General features: G+C 69.0%; 15 protein-coding genes. 8 read left to right on the top strand and 7 right to left on the bottom strand.

Annotated elements, in window-relative coordinates; all coding sequences use genetic code 11:
• Positions 1-50: 50 nt before the first annotated feature.
• From I3K84_RS12495 to I3K84_RS12465, 7 genes are all read right to left on the bottom strand, one after another.
• Positions 51-920, bottom strand: a complete 870-nt coding sequence (locus I3K84_RS12495) for a CoA ester lyase (RefSeq protein ID WP_196994644.1) — start codon at positions 918-920, stop codon at positions 51-53.
• Between the two features lie 29 nt (positions 921-949).
• Complete coding sequence (locus tag I3K84_RS12490) at positions 950-1,327, bottom strand: VOC family protein (protein WP_196994643.1); 378 nt, start codon at positions 1,325-1,327, stop codon at positions 950-952.
• A 63-nt stretch (positions 1,328-1,390) separates the two neighbouring features.
• Positions 1,391-2,398, bottom strand: coding sequence for a tripartite tricarboxylate transporter substrate binding protein BugD (locus tag I3K84_RS12485; RefSeq protein WP_196994642.1), 1,008 nt, complete (start codon positions 2,396-2,398; stop codon positions 1,391-1,393).
• 88 nt (positions 2,399-2,486) lie between these two features.
• Positions 2,487-3,851, bottom strand: a complete 1,365-nt coding sequence (locus tag I3K84_RS12480; protein ID WP_047350157.1) for an MmgE/PrpD family protein — start codon at positions 3,849-3,851, stop codon at positions 2,487-2,489.
• 181 nt (positions 3,852-4,032) lie between these two features.
• Positions 4,033-5,214 (bottom strand): CaiB/BaiF CoA-transferase family protein, encoded by a 1,182-nt coding sequence (locus tag I3K84_RS12475; protein WP_196994641.1) that lies wholly within the window; start codon positions 5,212-5,214, stop codon positions 4,033-4,035.
• Positions 5,215-5,224: 10 nt separating this feature from the next.
• On the bottom strand, positions 5,225-6,385 hold the full coding sequence (locus I3K84_RS12470) for an acyl-CoA dehydrogenase family protein (protein WP_196994640.1): 1,161 nt from the start codon (positions 6,383-6,385) through the stop codon (positions 5,225-5,227).
• A 71-nt stretch (positions 6,386-6,456) separates the two neighbouring features.
• Positions 6,457-7,362, bottom strand: coding sequence for a MaoC family dehydratase N-terminal domain-containing protein (locus tag I3K84_RS12465; protein WP_012655241.1), 906 nt, complete (start codon positions 7,360-7,362; stop codon positions 6,457-6,459).
• 193 nt (positions 7,363-7,555) lie between these two features.
• Here I3K84_RS12465 and I3K84_RS12460 point away from each other — a divergent pair, with 193 nt between their 5' ends.
• The 8 genes from I3K84_RS12460 to I3K84_RS12425 all read left to right on the top strand — a co-directional run bounded on the left by I3K84_RS12460 (position 7,556) and on the right by I3K84_RS12425 (position 15,597).
• Positions 7,556-8,473: an SDR family NAD(P)-dependent oxidoreductase gene (locus I3K84_RS12460; protein ID WP_011803589.1), complete on the top strand. Its 918-nt coding sequence runs from the start codon at positions 7,556-7,558 to the stop codon at positions 8,471-8,473.
• A gap of 182 nt (positions 8,474-8,655) precedes the next feature.
• Positions 8,656-9,549: a MaoC family dehydratase gene (locus tag I3K84_RS12455; RefSeq protein WP_196994639.1), complete on the top strand. Its 894-nt coding sequence runs from the start codon at positions 8,656-8,658 to the stop codon at positions 9,547-9,549.
• 78 nt (positions 9,550-9,627) lie between these two features.
• Entirely contained in the window at positions 9,628-10,422 is a 795-nt protein-coding gene (locus tag I3K84_RS12450) for an enoyl-CoA hydratase/isomerase family protein (RefSeq protein ID WP_196994638.1), read from the top strand.
• Between the two features lie 171 nt (positions 10,423-10,593).
• On the top strand, positions 10,594-11,874 hold the full coding sequence (locus tag I3K84_RS12445; RefSeq protein WP_196994637.1) for an acetyl-CoA hydrolase/transferase family protein: 1,281 nt from the start codon (positions 10,594-10,596) through the stop codon (positions 11,872-11,874).
• A 66-nt stretch (positions 11,875-11,940) separates the two neighbouring features.
• On the top strand, positions 11,941-13,149 hold the full coding sequence (locus tag I3K84_RS12440) for an acetyl-CoA C-acetyltransferase (RefSeq protein ID WP_196994636.1): 1,209 nt from the start codon (positions 11,941-11,943) through the stop codon (positions 13,147-13,149).
• 259 nt (positions 13,150-13,408) lie between these two features.
• Complete coding sequence (locus tag I3K84_RS12435; protein ID WP_196994635.1) at positions 13,409-14,383, top strand: tripartite tricarboxylate transporter substrate binding protein; 975 nt, start codon at positions 13,409-13,411, stop codon at positions 14,381-14,383.
• Positions 14,384-14,393: 10 nt separating this feature from the next.
• Positions 14,394-14,672: a hypothetical protein gene (locus I3K84_RS12430; RefSeq protein WP_196996146.1), complete on the top strand. Its 279-nt coding sequence runs from the start codon at positions 14,394-14,396 to the stop codon at positions 14,670-14,672.
• A 22-nt stretch (positions 14,673-14,694) separates the two neighbouring features.
• Positions 14,695-15,597, top strand: coding sequence for an alpha/beta hydrolase (locus tag I3K84_RS12425; RefSeq protein ID WP_196994634.1), 903 nt, complete (start codon positions 14,695-14,697; stop codon positions 15,595-15,597).
• Positions 15,598-15,618 lie beyond the last annotated feature (21 nt).

Here is a 15,618-nt window from a genome sequence, read left to right as displayed (position 1 = left end):
GATTGTGCCGGCGCGCGGCAGAGCTGCAGGCACGAAACCGGAGCGGGCCTTCAGACCCTCGCCAGGCGCTGCAGCGCCCGCGCGTGGCGCAGCAAGGTCTGCTCGGCCTGCGCCAGCACCGGCGCATCAACCATGCGGCCGTCCAGCACGCACACGCCGCCGCCCGCCTGTTGCAGCGCCTGCTGCACGCGCTGCGCATGGGCCACGGCGGCTTCATTGGGGTCGAAGGCGGCATGCAGCAGCGGCACCTGCGCCGGGTGGATGCACAGCTTGCCGCCAAAGCCCATGCGGCGCGCACGCGCGGCATCGTGGGCCATGCGCTCGGGGTTGCGCGTGTCCACCGTCACGCCGTCGATGGGCGCGGCCAGGCGCGCGCGGCGCGAGGCCAGCACCAGCGCCATGCGCATGGGCAGCAGCTCGGTTTCATCTTCGGCGCAGGACATGCCCGCATCCACCTGAAAGTCCAGGTGACCAAAGGCCAGCCGCGCCACCTGCGGCGCGGCAGCCAGCGCGTCGGCGGCCGCCAGGCCCGCCACGCTTTCCACCAGCGGCACCAGCGCAGCCTGCGGCCCGGCGGCCCGGGCCACGGCCTGCAGGGTCTGCGCGCGCTCGGCCTTGGGCACCACGGCGCCGGCCAGCCCCTGGGCGGTGAGTTGTGCCAACGCCTGGAGATCGGCCGCAAACCAGGGGGTTGCCTCGCTGTTGATGCGCACCAGCAGCCGCGCGCGCTGCGGGGCCGGCAGGGCGGCCAGCGCGTCGGCCAGGGCGGTGCGGGCGCGTTCCTTGTCGGCGGGGGCCACGGCGTCCTCCCAGTCGGCAATCACCAGGTCGGCGCCGCTGGCCAGGGCCTTGGGCAGCCGCTCGGGCTGGGTGGCGGGAACGAAGAGGAAGGAGCAGGCGTGGCGCACGGAGTCGGTCATGGGAAGCAGGCAGGCGGGAACAGCGCGGGTCAGGCGTATTCGGAGATTTCGATCAGGTTGTGGTCCGGGTCGCGCACGTAGACCGAGAGGATGGGGCCGCGCGCGCCGGTGCGCTGCACCGGGCCGCACTCGATGGCAATGCCGTGCTCGGCCAGGCGCTGCTGCACCTGCGCCAGCGGGATGGACGCAATGAAGCACAGGTCCAGCGCGCCCGGCAGGGGGTGCAGGGCCTTGGGCTCGAACTCGCGGCCCTGGATGTGCAGGTTGATCTTCTGCCCGTTGAACACAAAGGCCTTGCGGCCTTCGCCAAAGGTCTGCAGCGCCATGCCCAGCACGGTGCAGTAGAAGTGCACGCACTGCGCTTCATGGGCGGTGGTGAGCACGAGGTGGTCCAGTCGGTCGATCATGGGGTGCCTTGTGGTGCAAGCGCCCCGGCCGGTAGCGTGCCAGCCGGGGCAAACCGGGCGAGATTACTCCGCGCTCACGCCGGCGGCCTTGATGACCTTGTCCCAGCGCGCCACCTCGGCCGCTAGGTGCTTGCGCAGGCCTTCGGGCGTGGCCTTGTCGGGCGAGACCAGGTCGGAGCTCAGCTCGGCGATGCGCTTTTTCACGTTCTCGTCCTTGATCGCCACGTTCAATGCCTTGTTGAGCTTCTCGATCACGTCCTTGGGCGTGCCCTTGGGGGCGTACATGCCGTGCCACACCTTCACGTCGAAGCCCTTGAGGCCCTGCTCGTCCAGCGTGGGAATGTTGGGCATGGATGCCAGGCGCTGCGGCGTGGTCACGCCGAACACCTTGGCGCGCTTGCCATCCTGGATCACCGGGGCGGTCTGCGTGGTCTGGTCGCACAGCAGGTCCACCTGGCCGCCCATCAGGTCGTTCATGGCCGGGCCGGCGCCCTTGTAGGGCACGGTGGTCAGCTTCACGCCCACCTGGTGCATGAACAGCATGCCGCACAGCTGCGACACGGCACCCACGCCTGCGTTGGCCAGCGACACCTTGTCCTGGTTCTTCTTCACGTAGTCCAGCAGCTCGGGGAAGGTGTTGGCGGGGAAGTCCTTGCGCGACAGCAGCGTCATGGGCACGTCCAGCACCTGCCCGATGTACTCGAAGTCCTTGAGCGGGTCATAGGGCAGCTTCTTGTACAGCGCCGGGGCCGTGGCCATGCCCATGTGATGGATCAGGATGGTGTAGCCGTCGGGCTTGGAGCGCACGATGCGCGCGGGCGCCAGCGTGCCGCCCGCGCCCACGGTGTTCTCCACCACCACCGTCTGGCCCAGCGACTGGCCCATGGGCACGGCCAGCAGGCGCGCCACCACGTCGGTGGGGCCGCCGGCGCTGTAGGGTACGACCAAAGTGACGCTCTTTTCAGGCCAGGTGTTGGCGGCGGCAGGGCCGCCCAAGGCCATCGCCGCGCAGGCCGCGGCGATGGCGCCGAAGGTGGTGCGTCGGGAAATCGGGGTGAAGCGTGCGGTCATGCGTGTGTCTCCTTGTCGGTGGTGGTGAAGGGGGCGTCTTCTGCGCCCCTGGGGGGATCATGGGCCGCGGCGCAGGCGGGACCGCCGGTCAGCCCAGCAGATGCTGCGTGCGCGGCCACTCCTGCACTTGCCACAGGCGCTGCACGGCCGCCCGGGCCTGCGCGTCGGACACCGCGCCGCCGTAGGCGGCCAGGCGCAGGGCCTTGGCCGTGAGTTCCTCGCGCGAGAGGGTGTTGCCGGGGTCGCCCTTGGGCTCTTCCACGCGCCCGGCCAGCGTGCGGCCGTCGGTCGTCTGCACGGTGACCTTGCCGATCCAGCGCTGCGGGTAAGCGGCGTCCACCTCGGGGTCCAGCACCATGCGCACCTTCTCGCGCAAGGTCACAGTGTCCGGGGCCAGGAACTGCTCGTCGAATTCGGTCAAACCCGCATGGCCAAAGCGTGCGGCCAATGCCAGCACCGTGCCCATGGAGAACTTGCTCTGGTGCACCGTGGTGGGCGAGACCACCGGCCCCAGCACGTCGATGGCACCCTGGTGCACATGGCAGGTCACCTGTGCGATGTCGGCGGGCGCCAGGCCGTGCTCGCGCATCACCTGCTGCAGCGCGTCGGCGGCAGGGTGCGTATGGCGGCACGAGGCATGCCACTTGAACGATGTCTCGGCCGTGGCCCAGCGGGTGCCCAGGCCCTCGGTGAGCTTGGCCGGGTTGGCGTCGCTGGACATGCCCGCGGCCAGGCCCTGCGGCCCGGTGAAGATGTCCTGCGCGCCGGTGAAGCCGTCCTGGGCCAGGTAGGCGGCCATCAGGCCGGCCGCGGCGGCGTGGGCCGTGTGCAGCTGCTTGCTGTCGGCTGCGGTGCGCAAAAATTCCCACAGCCCCGCCGACTGCGTGCCGGCCGAGCCAAACGCATGCTGCATCTGCGCGGGCGTGAGCTCCAGCAGGCGCCCCACGGCAGCGGCTGCCGCCAGCGTGCCGGCCGTGGCCGTGGTGTGGAACACCTTGTAATGGCTGCGGCCCAAGAATTCGCCCACGCGGATGCCGACCTCATAGCCCGCCACGCAGGCCGCCATGAGCTGCGCGCCGCTGGCGCCGATGCTTTGCGCCACGGCCAGCGCGGGCGGAAAGACCACGGCCGCCGGGTGGAACACCGAGCCGTTGTGCACATCGTCCTGCTCGGCCACATGGCTGGCCGCGGCGTTGGCCAGCGCGGCCATCATGGGGCTGCTGGTGGCGCCGTGGCCGATCACCTCGGCCGGGCCGCTGGCAGGGCCTTGCGACAGGGCAAAGCGCGTGATGCTGGCCACGGGCCGGGCGCGGCAGCCGGCCAGCACGGAGCCGAACCAGTCCACCCACAGGTCTTCGGTGCGGCGCTGCACGGGTGCGGGCACGTCGCTCCACTGCAGCGTGGCGGCAAACTGGGCCAGGGGATGGATGGTGACTTGGGTTTCTTGCTTCATTTCGGGCTCCAACGCAGGCGGGATAAGCGCCAGCAGCTATTACTTTTAATGATTCGGCGTTGACTTTGGCGGCCCCTCACCCCTCCCTCTCCCCAGAGGGGCGAGGGCGAAAGGGCGGCTGTGGTTTTCACTCCCTCTCCCCGTGGGAGAGGGCGGGGGTGAGGGCGCCCGCCATGTCGCATCAAATGGCCTGGGGTGATTGCAAAGCGTCGATCTGCTGCGCCGTCCAGCCCAGCCCGGCCAGGATGGCGGCGTTGTGCTGGCCCACGGCGGGGACTTGGTCCATGCGGTAGTCAAACGCGCTGTTCACGCCCGGCGGCAGCAGCGCGGGCACCTCGCCTGCGGGCGTGCCCACGGTGCGCCAGCGCTGGCGCGCCTGCAACTGCGGGTGCGCCCACAGGTCGGCCATGTCGTTCACGCGGGCGTTGGCGATGCCCGCCTGGTCCAGCCGCTCGACGACCTGGGCGGCGCTGAGCGTGGAGAACTCTTGCAGGATCAGCGCCTGCAGCGCGTCGCGGTGGGCGTTGCGCTGGCCGTTGCTGTCAAAACGCGCGTCCGTGGCCACCTCGGGGCGCTGCAGCACGGCGTCGCAAAAGGCCTTCCATTCGCGCTCGTTCTGCAGGCCCAGCATCACCGTCTTGCCATCGCCCGCCACGAACGGGCCATAGGGGTAGATGCTGGCGTGCGATGCGCCGGTGCGCGGCGGCGGCGGCGCGCCGTCGAAGGCGTAGTACATCGGATAGCCCATCCACTCGCCCATGGCTTCGAGCATGGACACGTCGATGTGGCTGCCCTCGCCCGTCTTGCCGCGCAGCAGCAGGGCCGACAGGATGTTGGTGTAGGCATACATGCCTGCGGCAATGTCGGCCACCGAGATGCCGGATTTTGACGGCGTGTCGGGCGTGCCGGTGACGGACAGGAACCCCGCCTCGCTCTGGATCAGCAGGTCGTAGGCCTTCTTGTCGCGGTAGGGGCCATCGGCGCCATAACCGCTGATGTCGCAGACGATGAGCTTGGGGTTGTGCGCCTTCAGGGCCTCGTACGACAGCCCCATGCGCGCGGCCGCGCCGGGTGCGAGGTTTTGCACCAGCACGTCGGCCGTCCTCAAGAGCTGCAGCAACGCAGCCTTGGCCCGCGGATGCTTCACGTCGAGCGCCAGGCTTTCCTTGTTGCGGTTGAGCCAGGTGAAGTGGGACGACTGGCCCTTTACCCGCTGGTCGTAGCCGCGCGCGAAGTCGCCGCTGCCGGGGCGCTCCACCTTGATGACGCGCGCGCCCAGGTCGGCCAACTGTCGCGTGCAGAACGGCGCGGCGACCGCATGTTCGAGCGAAACGACGGTGATGCCGTCGAGGGGGCGGGTCATGGCGGGAACCTCAGAAAGAGCGCGGCAAACCGAGGACATGCTCGGCCACGTAGCTGTAGATCATGTTGGTCGAAATCGGCGCCACCTGGTACAGGCGCGTCTCGCGGAATTTGCGCTCGATGTCGTACTCGCACGCGAAGCCAAAGCCGCCGTGGGTCTGCAGGCAGACGTTGGCCGCTTCCCAGCTGGCCTTGGCCGCCAGGTACTTGGCCATGTTGGCCTCGGCGCCCGCGTTCTGGTGGGCGTCGATCTTCTCGCAGGCCTTCCAGCGCATCAGGTTGGCGGCTTCCAGCTCGATGAAGGCATCGGCAATCGGGAACTGCACGCCCTGGTTCTGGCCGATGGGGCGGTTGAACACCACGCGCTCCTTGGCGTATTTGCTGGCCCGGTCGATGAACCAGTAGCCATCGCCAATGCACTCGGCGGCGATCAGCGTGCGCTCGGCGTTCAGGCCGTCCAGCAGGGTCTTGAAGCCCTTGCCTTCTTCGCCCAGCAGCGCGTCCTCGGGGATCTCGAGGTTGTCGAAGAACAGTTCGTTGGTCTCGTGGTTGACCATGTTCAGGATGGGGCGCACGGTGAGGCCGTTGCCAATCGCCTGGTGCAGGTCGATCAGGAAGCACGACAGGCCGTCGGAGCGCTTTTTCACCTGGTCGGCGGGCGTGGTGCGGGCCAGCAAAATCATCAGATCGCTGTGCTGGATGCGCGAGATCCAGACCTTCTGGCCGTTGATGACCCAGCGGCCGTCCTTCTTGACGGCGCTGGTCTTGAGCTTGGTGGTGTCGCTGCCCGTGGTGGGCTCGGTCACGCCCATGGACTGGATGCGCAGCTCGCCCGAGGCAATCTTGGGCAGGTATTTCTGCTTTTGCGCTTCGCTGCCGCTGCGCACAATGGCGTTCATCACGTACATCTGGCCGTGGCAAGCGCCGGAGTTGCCGCCGCTGCGGTTGATCTCTTCCATGATGACCGAGGCCTCGGCCATGGTCAGGCCCGAGCCGCCGTACTCCTGCGGAATCAGTGCGGCCATCCAGCCGGCCTGGGTCAGGGCATCGACAAAGGCCTCGGGGTAGGCGCGGGCCTCGTCGACCTTGCGGAAGTATTCGTCAGGGTACTGGGCACACAGAGCGCGCACGGCGTCGCGGATTTCCTGGTACTGGTCGGGCTGGTGGATCATGGTGGATTTCAAGTGTTTTTGCTCTTTAGCGCTGATGCAGAAAGCGCTAGTAGCTATGAATTTAGTAGTGTTCAGGCCAGCGTGGCGGTGCCCTGCATGGTCAGCCAGCCCTCGTGGTCCTGGGCCCACAGCTCCACGGACTTGCCGTCGCTGGAGGGCCTGCCGTGCACGCTGAACGGGTGCAGGTCGAACGTCGGTCGCACGGCGCGGAAGTCGAACGTGAGCACCTGCGCACCGGGCAGGCTGCGGCGCAGCAGGTCCAGCAGCAGCGTGGCGATCAGCGGGCCGTGCACGATCAGGCCGGGGTAGCCCTCGACCTCGGTCACGTACTTGCGGTCGTAATGGATGCGGTGGCCGTTGAAGGTGAGCGCGGAGTAGCGAAACAGCAGCACGTCGTCGGGCACGATGGTGCGCGACCAGGCGGCCTGGCCCTCCAGCGGCGGCTTTTGCGGCGTGGGCGCCGGGTCGCCGGGCTGGGCGGCGCTGCGGTAGACGATGTCGTGCTCCTCGGTGAGCGCCAGGCCCTGCGCGTTGCGGTACTGGTGCTCCACCAGCACGAAGAGCAGCTCGCCCGAGCGCCCGGCCTTGTGCTTGACGGACTGGATGGTGGAGGTGCGCTGCACCTGCTGGCCCACCTGCAGCGGGTTGGCACCATCTCCCTGCATTTCCCAGCGCAGGCGCCCCCCCGCCCACATGCGGCGCGGCAGCGGCACGGGCGGCAGAAAGCCCCCGCGCTTGGGGTGCCCGTCCGGGCCGATCTCGCTCTGGCGCGCATGCGGCAGGAAGTACAGCCAGTGCCACAGCGGTGGCACGGTGGTGCCGGGGGCGGGCGCAGGGTCGTCGCGGTCCAGCGTGGCCGACAGCGCCGCGATGGGCGTGGCCGTGAGGGTGTCGCTCAGGGTTTCGCTTTGGCCCTGCCAGGTCTGCAGGTGCGCGAGCTGGGCGGTGTCGATGGTGGGTTCGGTCATGGTCGCCATCGTGCGGTCTGGCCGACACCCGCGCAATCCGCGTTTGTGAAAGCGCCTCTTCGGCGCCCATGAAGCCCCCGGGGTCTTCGCGCCGCTTTCATGGGGCCGAAGCCCGCCCTTGCGATTGCCGAATAGCGCGGGCGGCCCTTTGCCGTCATGCTCGCAGCCATTGATTTCCTATCGCAAACAAAGGACGACAGACATGGCGCAGAAGATGGTGCAGGACAAGGTGGTGGTGGTGACGGGGGCTGGCGGCGGCATCGGGCGCGACATGGCGCTGGCGCTGGCCGCCGCCGGGGCCAAGGTGGTGGTGAACGACATCGGCACCTCCACCACGGGCGAAGGCACCGACGCCGGCCCCGCGCAGAAGGTGGTCGAGGAGATCAAGGCCGCCGGCGGCCAGGCCGTGGCCAACATGGACAGCGTGGCCGAGGCCGCCGCGGCGGGCCGCATCATCCAGTGCGCGCTGGACCACTTCGGCCGTATCGACGGCGTGGTCAACAACGCGGGCATCCTGCGCGACCGGTTCTTCCACAAGATGAGCCTGGACGAGTGGGACGCCGTGCTCAAGGTGCACCTGTACGGCAGTTACTACATGAGCCGCGCGGCCGCCAACCATTTCAAGGAGCAGGAGAGCGGCGCCTTCGTGCACATGACCTCCACCTCGGGCCTGATCGGCAACTTCGGCCAGGCCAACTACAGCGCGGCCAAGCTGGGGCTGGTGGCGCTGTCCAAGTCCATCGCGCTGGACATGCAGAAGTTCCACGTGCGCTCCAACTGCATCGCGCCCTTCGCGTGGAGCCGCATGATCGGCTCGATCCCCACCGACACGCCCGAGCAGCAGGCGCGCGTGGCCAAGATCCAGCAGATGACGCCCAACAAGATCGCCCCGCTGGCCGTGTACCTGCTGTCGGACCAGGCCCAGGACGTGAACGCCCAGGTCTTCGCCGTGCGCAACAATGAAATTTTCCTGATGAGCCAACCGCGCCCCCTGCGCTCGGTGCACCGCAGCGAAGGCTGGACGCCCGAGTTCATCGCCGAGCACGGCATGCCCGCGCTCAAGGCCTCGTTCGTGCCCATGGAGCGCTCGGGCGATGTGTTCTCCTGGGATCCTGTGTGACAGAGACAACCCCCTGAGGCGCTGCGCGCCTTCCCCCTTCTCTCTGCGCGCTACGGGAAAGGGGGCGCCATCAGCGCGGCGGGGCGGCGCGGCCAGCCCAGGCCCTTGCGCGGTGGCCGCTGGCCTGGGGACGCGCCAGTTGTATGGCGCGCTGGCAATACACAACCTTATGGACAACTGAGATGGCCATTGACTATCACCACCTGAAGGCGCGCGATTTTGGCGTGATCCGCCAGACGTACACCGAGCGCGACACCATGCTTTATGCGCTCAGCCTCGGGCTGGGCAACGATCCGCTGAACGCCAGCGCGCTGCCCTTCGTCTACGAGGGGCTGGAAGGCGGCCTGCGCGCCCTGCCGTCGCAGGCCGTGGTGCTGGGCTACCCGGGCTTCTGGGCGCGCGAAGCGGACACGGGCATCGACTGGGTCAAGCTCCTGCATGGCGAGCAGCGCATGCGCCTGCACCGCCCGCTGCCCGCGAGCGGCGAGGTCGTGGGCCACAACCGCATCACGCACCTGACCGACAAGGGCGAGGGCAAGGGCGCCATCATGGTGACCGAGCGGCGCCTGGAAACCGCCGCCGGCGAGCTGCTGGCCACCGTGCAGCAGGTGACCTTTCTGCGCGGGGATGGCGGCTACAGCCAGCAGGGCGGCGGCCAGCCCAGCGACGCACCGCTGCCCGCGCTGCAGCCCACGCCGCAGGACCGCGCGCCCGACTTCACCGACACCCAGCCCACCCGCCCCGAGGCGGCGCTGCTTTACCGCCTGATGGGCGACTACAACCCGCTGCACGCCGACCCGGCCGTGGCCGCCAAGGCCGGCTTCGAGCGCCCCATCCTGCACGGGCTGGCCAGTTACGGCCTGGTGGCGCATGCGGTGTTGCGCCAGTGCTGCGGGGGCGAGCCTGCGCGCCTCAAGGCGCTGGACATCCGCTTTGCCGCCCCGGTGTACCCGGGCGAGACGTTGGTGACCGAGATCTGGCGCGTACCCGGCCAACCGGCGCAGGTGCAGCTGCGCGCCCGTGTGCTCGAACGCGACAAGGTGGTGCTGAGCCACGGCTTCGCCGAACTGGCGTGAGCTATCAAAAAGTGAGCTGCCGGCGCTTCATAGGTAAGCGCTGGAGCTCGTTCTGAATCAAAAACCCTGGAGCACGCCATGAGCGCACCCCCCGTGTTGACCGCCGTGCAGGACGGCATCGGCACCATCACCCTGAACCGCCCCGAGGCACGCAACGCGCTCAACCAGGCCATGCGCCCAGCCCTGGCCGCCGCCATCGCGCAGATGCGCGACGACGCGCAGGTGCACGCGGTCATCCTCACCGGCGCGGGCGGCGCGTTCTGCTCGGGCGGCGACATCTCGGCCATGCTGGACACCAGCCGCACCGGCCTGGCCTTTCGCAAGGGCATGCGCGAGCTGCACCAGTGGTTCCCCGAACTCGTGAACCTGGAAAAGCCCGTGATCGCCGCGGTGGACGGCCCGGCCTTCGGCGCGGGCCTGAGCCTGGCGCTGGCGGCCGACTTCGTGCTGGCCACGCGCCGCGCCAAGTTCTGCGCGGTGTTCGGCCGCATCGGCCTGATCCCCGACCTGGGCGCGATGCACCTGCTGCCGCGCATCGTGGGCCAGCAAAAGGCCAAGGAGCTGGTCTTCACCGCGCGCACCGTCGATGCCGAGGAAGCCAAGCAACTGGGCATGGTGTTCGACATCGTGGACGACGCCACCGCGCTGACCGAGGCCGCGTTGGCGCTGGCACGGCGTTTTGGCGAGGCCTCCACCGCTGCCATCGGCATGGCCAAGACCATCATGAACCAGTCCTTCGAGAGCGACGCGCGCACCATCGCCGAACTGGAGTCCTATGCGCAATCTGTGTGCCGTGGCTCCGACTACCACCAGGACGCGGTGCGACGCTTCAAGGACAAGCAGCCGCTGCGCTTCGACTGGGACAGGAAATGACTCCCCCCCGTGTCGCCTGCGGCGCCATCCCCCCAGGGGGACGACGCCAGTGGCCGGGCAAAGCCCGCTCCACGGCGTCCGCTGGCATGGCCTGCTCTGCGGCCATCGGACCGGTGCCGGCGCGCCAGTTTCATGGCTTGCGGGGGGCGCGCTGCGCCCTGGAGCACTGATATGGGCGCATTGGCCGAACGCTTGCAGGCACTGATCCGCCCTGGCGACACCCTGTGGTGGGGCCAGGCGACGGCCGAGCCGCTGACGCTCACGCGGGCCGTGGTGCAGCAGCGCCACGCGCTGGCGCAGGGCGGGCGGCTGCGCGTGTTCGTGGGCATCGGCGCGTCGGACACGCTGCAGCCCGGGCAGGCCGACGCCATCGATTTCTTCGGCTATGCCGCGGGCGGGCCGCACCGCGCCCTGGCCCAGGCCGGCGTGCTGGACATCCTGCCCAGCCACTATTCCCATCTGCCGGGCCTGATCCGCGCGGGGGTGCTGCCGGCCGACGTGGTGCTGCTGCAGGTGTCGCCGCCCGATGCACAGGGCCGCTACAGCCTGGGGCTGGTGCAGGAATACCTGCCCGCCGCCATCGAGCGCGCGCGCGTGGTGATTGCCGAGGTGCACCCCGACGTGCCCTGGACGCACGGCGGCCTGCACCTGCAGGCCAGCGACTTCGCGCTGCTCATCGACGCCGAGCACCCGCCGCTGGACCAGAGCCGCAGCGCGCCCGGCCCGGTGGAGCAGGCCATTGCGCGCCATGTGGCGGGGTGGGTGGAAGACGGCGCCACGCTGCAGCTGGGCATCGGCAACCTGCCCGAGGCCGTGCTGGCCGCGCTGCACGGCCACCGCGACCTGGGCCTGCACAGCGGCGCGGTGGGCGACGGCATTGCGGCCCTGGCCGAGGCCGGCGTGCTCACCAACGCCAGGAAGAGCCTGGACACCGGCGTGGGCATTGGCGGCATCCTCATGGGCGGCGAGCGCCTGCGCCGCTGGGCGCACCGCAACCCACAGATCGAGCTGCGCGGCACCGACTACACGCACGACCCCGCGGTGCTGGCCTCCAGCCACAAGCTCACCGCCATCAACGCGGCCATCGAGGTAGACCTCACGGGCCAGATCAATGCCGAGGTGGCCGCCGGCTGCTACGTGGGCGCCGTGGGCGGCGCGGTGGACTTCCTGCGCGGCGCCGCCCGCAGCAAAGGCGGCCTGCCCATCGTGGCGCTGCCCGCCACCGCCAAGGGCAAGACACGCATCGTGGCCCAGCTCTCGGGCCCGGTGAGCACGCCGCGCAGCGACGCGGGCCTGATCGTCACCGAGCATGGCGTGGCCGACCTGCGGGGCCAGACGCTGTCGCGCCGCGTGCGCCGGCTGATCGACATTGCCGCCCCCGAACACCGCGCCGACCTGGAGCGCCAGGCCCACGACACACTGCGCCGCTGTGGCGCGGTATTTCAAATTTGATAGCTATTAGCGCATGTCAGATAAGCGCTAGCGGCCATTTTCATTCATATTTCAAGGAGCAACACCATGCGCAGAGCCGCCATCGTCACCCCCGTCCGCACCCCCGTTGGCACCTTTGGCGGCAGCCTGCGGCCCGTGCCCGTCGAGGAGCTGGCCGCCACCACGGTGCGTGCCGTGGTTGAGAGAAGTGGCATCGACCCCGCGCGCATCGACGACGTGGTCATGGCCCAGTCGTACGCCAACAGCGAGGTGCCCTGCGTGGGCCGCTGGGCCGCGCTGCAGGCAGGGCTGCCGGTATCGGTGCCGGGCATGCAGCTGGACCGGCGCTGCGGCGGCGGCCTGCAGGCCATCGTCACCGCGTCGATGATGGTGCAGAGCGGCGCCGCCGACGTGGTGATCGCCGGCGGCGTGGAGAGCATGAGCAACATCGAGTACTACAGCACCGACATGCGCTGGGGCGCGCGCTCGGGCAACGTGCGCTTCTACGACCGCCTGGACCGCGGGCGCGAGCGCTCGCAGCCGGTGGAGCGCTTCGGCAAGATCAGCGGAATGATCGAGACGGCGGAGAACCTGGCGCGCGACTATGGCATCACCCGTGAGGAGGCCGACGCCTTCGCGCTGCGCAGCCACCAGCGCGCGGCGGCCGCCTGGGAGGCGGGCCGCTTTGCCGACGAAATCGTTCCCGTGCAGGTGCCGCAGCGCAAGGGCGAGCCGGTCACGTTTGCCCGCGATGAGGGCTTTCGCGCCGACGTCACGCCCGAGAGCCTGGCCAAGCTGCGCGTGCTGATGCCGAACGGCACCGTGACCGCCGGCAACGCCAGCCAGCAAAACGATGCCTCGGCCGCCTGCCTGATCGTGGCCGAGGACAAGCTGGCCGAGCTGGGCCTCACGCCCATGGCCACGCTGGTGGGCTGGGCGGCCGCGGGCTGCGAGCCCTCGCACATGGGCATCGGCCCGGTGCCGGCCGTGAAGAAGCTGCTCGCGCGGCTGAACCTCACGATCGACGACATGGACTTGGTGGAGCTGAACGAGGCCTTTGCCTGCCAGGTGCTGGCCGTGCTCAAGGGCTGGGAATGGCAGGACCAGGATGCCATCGCCCACAAGCTCAACGTCAACGGCTCGGGCATCTCGCTGGGCCACCCCATCGGCGCCACGGGCGTGCGCATCCTGGCCACGCTGCTGCACGAGCTGCAGCGCCGCCAAGGCCGCTACGGCCTGGAGACCATGTGCATCGGCGGCGGCCAGGGCATCGCCGCGGTGTTCGAGCGCGTCTGACGCGCGGCCCTTGCACTGAGCGGTGGATCTGCGCTGCCGCAGACCGCCGTGCGTGACTGCGTGACCTGGCGCCTTGCACGGCTGCGGTGCAAGGCGCGCGCCAGCGTGCGCGTTGTTGGCCAGGCCCTAAGGACACCTGAACCCCGGCTTTGGCAAAAGCAGATTCCCAGCGTGCGCACCGGGCCGCACCATTGCAGCCAACGCGCTGGCCCTCCGCCCCAGCGGTGCCCGCGTTACCTACAACATCAGGAGACACACCATGCCCGCTTCCCGTCGTCTCGCCACGGCCGCCCTGGCCCTGGCGCCTTTCGCCTTCGCTCTGCCTGCCGCCGCGCAGGACGGCCAGCCCGTGCGCCTCATCGTGGGCTATGCCGCGGGCGGCCCCGTGGACCAGGGTGCGCGCCTGTTCGCACCGGCCCTGTCCAAAGAACTGGGCATGCCCGTCATGGTGGAGAACAAGACCGGCGCCAACGCCACCATTGCCGGCAGCGAGGTCGTGCGGTCCAAGCCCGATGGCATGACGCTGTGGTTTGCCGCCAGCCCCACCATCACCATCAGCCCCAATGTGATGACCAAGATGCCGTTCGACCCGGCCAAGGACCTGACGCCCGTGGCGCCCGTCCTGAGCTACTACAACGTGCTGGTGGTGAACAACAACGAGCCCTACAAGAGCGTGCGGGAACTGGTCTCCTACGCCAAGTCCAATCCGGGCAAGCTCGCCTACGGCTCGGCCGGTGTGGGCGGCTCCAACCATCTGGGCGCGCTGCTGTTCGCCAAGCGCAGCGGCATCGACATGAACCACATCCCCTACAAGGGCAACGCCCCGGCGATGACGGACGTGATCGGCGGCCAGCTCAACATGATGCTGGACATCATCAGCACCGCCAGCGCCTACATCCACAGCGGCAAGGTGCGCGCCATTGCCGTCACCTCGCCGCAGCGCAATGCCTCGCTGCCGGACGTGCCCACGTTCGCCGAGTCGGGCATCGAGGGGCTCAAGGGCTTCGACGTGGGCGGCTGGTATGGCGTCTATGGCCCCAAGGGCATGGCGCCCGAGCTGGTGGCCAGGCTCAACAAGGCCGTCAACGCGGCGCTACAGCAGCCCGATCTGAAAAAGCGCTACAAGGAACTGGGCTACGACGAATGGACAGGCAGCCCCCAGAAGCTGGCCGAGCGCGCCGCCAAGGAGCGCGCCATGTGGGCCACGGTGACCCAGGGCATCGTGGTGGACTGAGTCCGGCTGCATGACCGAACGCATCCATCATCTGCCGGACGGCCGCAGCCTGCGCTTTGCCGACCTGGGCGCGCTCACCGATGCGGCCGAGGCCGAGTTGCGCGCCCAAGGGCGTGATGGTGACGCACGAGGCACTGCTGCACTTTGCCCGCGCGTCGGCCGCATCGCGCAGCCGCAGACCCATCCATCGCTGCGCATTTCCTACAACCCGCGTGCACAAGACCTTCAATACGGACGCGCATTGCCTGCGGATAATCGGTCGCTGCTCATTTACTATAGAGCCCTATAACATAACCAAAGGAGACACAAGCATGAGTACCTCCCCCCAGTCCGATTTTCTGCGCGCCCTCTACCAGTCCTGGTCAGACCGCATGGCCGCCAATCCCGCGATGACCCTCGCCGACCTGCGCAGCCTGTTCGACGAGTGGCATCAACCCACGCTCGAGCCTGAAGGCGTGACCTACAAGTCGGAAGTGCTCGCCGGTGTGGAAGCCATCTGGGCCCTGCCCCATGGCGCAGACACCAAGAAGGTCATCCTGTACACGCACGGCGGCGGCTTTGCCGTGGGCTCGGCCGCCAGCCATCGCAAGCTGGCCGGTCACCTGGCCAAGCATCTGGGCGCGACCGCGGTGGTGATCGACTACCGCCGGGCGCCCGAGCATCCGTATCCGGCCCAGATCGAGGATTCGACGGCTGTCTACAAAGAACTGCTGGCGCGTGGCTTCAAGGCGGCAGACATCGTCACCAGCGGCGACTCGGCGGGCGGCAACCTGGCCATCTCCACGGTGCTGAAGCTGCGCCAGGACGGCGTGGCGCTGCCGGGCGCGGTGATTGCCTTTTCGCCCTGGCTCGACATGGAGCATGTCGGCAAGACGCTGCAGACCAACGCGGCCACCGACGCCCTGGTCAGCAAGGCCGTTCTGGAGGGCATGTCGGGCATGTTCCTGGGCGAGAAGGGCTCACGCACCGACCCGCTGGCCAATCCGCTGAAGGCCGACTACACGGGCTTTCCGCGCCTGTACATCAACGCCGGCAGTGCCGAAACCCTGCTGGACAACGCGCAAGACCTGGAGCGCATCGCCAAGGCGGCGGGCGTGAACGTCACGCTATCGGTGGTGGACGGCATGCAGCACGTCTTCCCGTTCCTGGCGGGTCGCGCCCCCGAGGCCGACGACGAGCTGCGGCGCATTGCCCAGTGGTTCAAGCGCGCCTGAGCGCCGGTTAGCCAGGCACCC

This window comes from Diaphorobacter sp. JS3051, assembly GCF_015832135.1.
In the GTDB taxonomy this organism is placed as follows: Bacteria; Pseudomonadota; Gammaproteobacteria; order Burkholderiales; family Burkholderiaceae_C; genus Diaphorobacter; species Diaphorobacter nitroreducens.
Note: the sequence above shows the minus strand (reverse complement) of the source record. Positions and strands in the feature narration are given on the sequence as shown.

Excerpts from the sequence above, each read along its gene's own strand:
- I3K84_RS12475 (WP_196994641.1), bottom strand. The coding sequence starts at position 5,214 with ATGACCCGCCCCCTCGACGGCATCACCGTCGTTTCGCTCGAACATGCG.
- I3K84_RS12465 (WP_012655241.1), bottom strand. The coding sequence starts at position 7,362 with ATGGCGACCATGACCGAACCCACCATCGACACCGCCCAGCTCGCGCAC.
- I3K84_RS12460 (WP_011803589.1), top strand. The coding sequence starts at position 7,556 with ATGGCGCAGAAGATGGTGCAGGACAAGGTGGTGGTGGTGACGGGGGCT.
- I3K84_RS12440 (WP_196994636.1), top strand. The coding sequence starts at position 11,941 with ATGCGCAGAGCCGCCATCGTCACCCCCGTCCGCACCCCCGTTGGCACC.
- I3K84_RS12480 (WP_047350157.1), bottom strand. The coding sequence starts at position 3,851 with ATGAAGCAAGAAACCCAAGTCACCATCCATCCCCTGGCCCAGTTTGCC.
- I3K84_RS12425 (WP_196994634.1), top strand. The coding sequence starts at position 14,695 with ATGAGTACCTCCCCCCAGTCCGATTTTCTGCGCGCCCTCTACCAGTCC.
- I3K84_RS12495 (WP_196994644.1), bottom strand. The coding sequence starts at position 920 with ATGACCGACTCCGTGCGCCACGCCTGCTCCTTCCTCTTCGTTCCCGCC.
- I3K84_RS12490 (WP_196994643.1), bottom strand. The coding sequence starts at position 1,327 with ATGATCGACCGACTGGACCACCTCGTGCTCACCACCGCCCATGAAGCG.
- I3K84_RS12435 (WP_196994635.1), top strand. The coding sequence starts at position 13,409 with ATGCCCGCTTCCCGTCGTCTCGCCACGGCCGCCCTGGCCCTGGCGCCT.
- I3K84_RS12450 (WP_196994638.1), top strand. The coding sequence starts at position 9,628 with ATGAGCGCACCCCCCGTGTTGACCGCCGTGCAGGACGGCATCGGCACC.
- I3K84_RS12430 (WP_196996146.1), top strand. The coding sequence starts at position 14,394 with ATGACCGAACGCATCCATCATCTGCCGGACGGCCGCAGCCTGCGCTTT.
- I3K84_RS12470 (WP_196994640.1), bottom strand. The coding sequence starts at position 6,385 with ATGATCCACCAGCCCGACCAGTACCAGGAAATCCGCGACGCCGTGCGC.
- I3K84_RS12455 (WP_196994639.1), top strand. The coding sequence starts at position 8,656 with ATGGCCATTGACTATCACCACCTGAAGGCGCGCGATTTTGGCGTGATC.
- I3K84_RS12485 (WP_196994642.1), bottom strand. The coding sequence starts at position 2,398 with ATGACCGCACGCTTCACCCCGATTTCCCGACGCACCACCTTCGGCGCC.
- I3K84_RS12445 (WP_196994637.1), top strand. The coding sequence starts at position 10,594 with ATGGGCGCATTGGCCGAACGCTTGCAGGCACTGATCCGCCCTGGCGAC.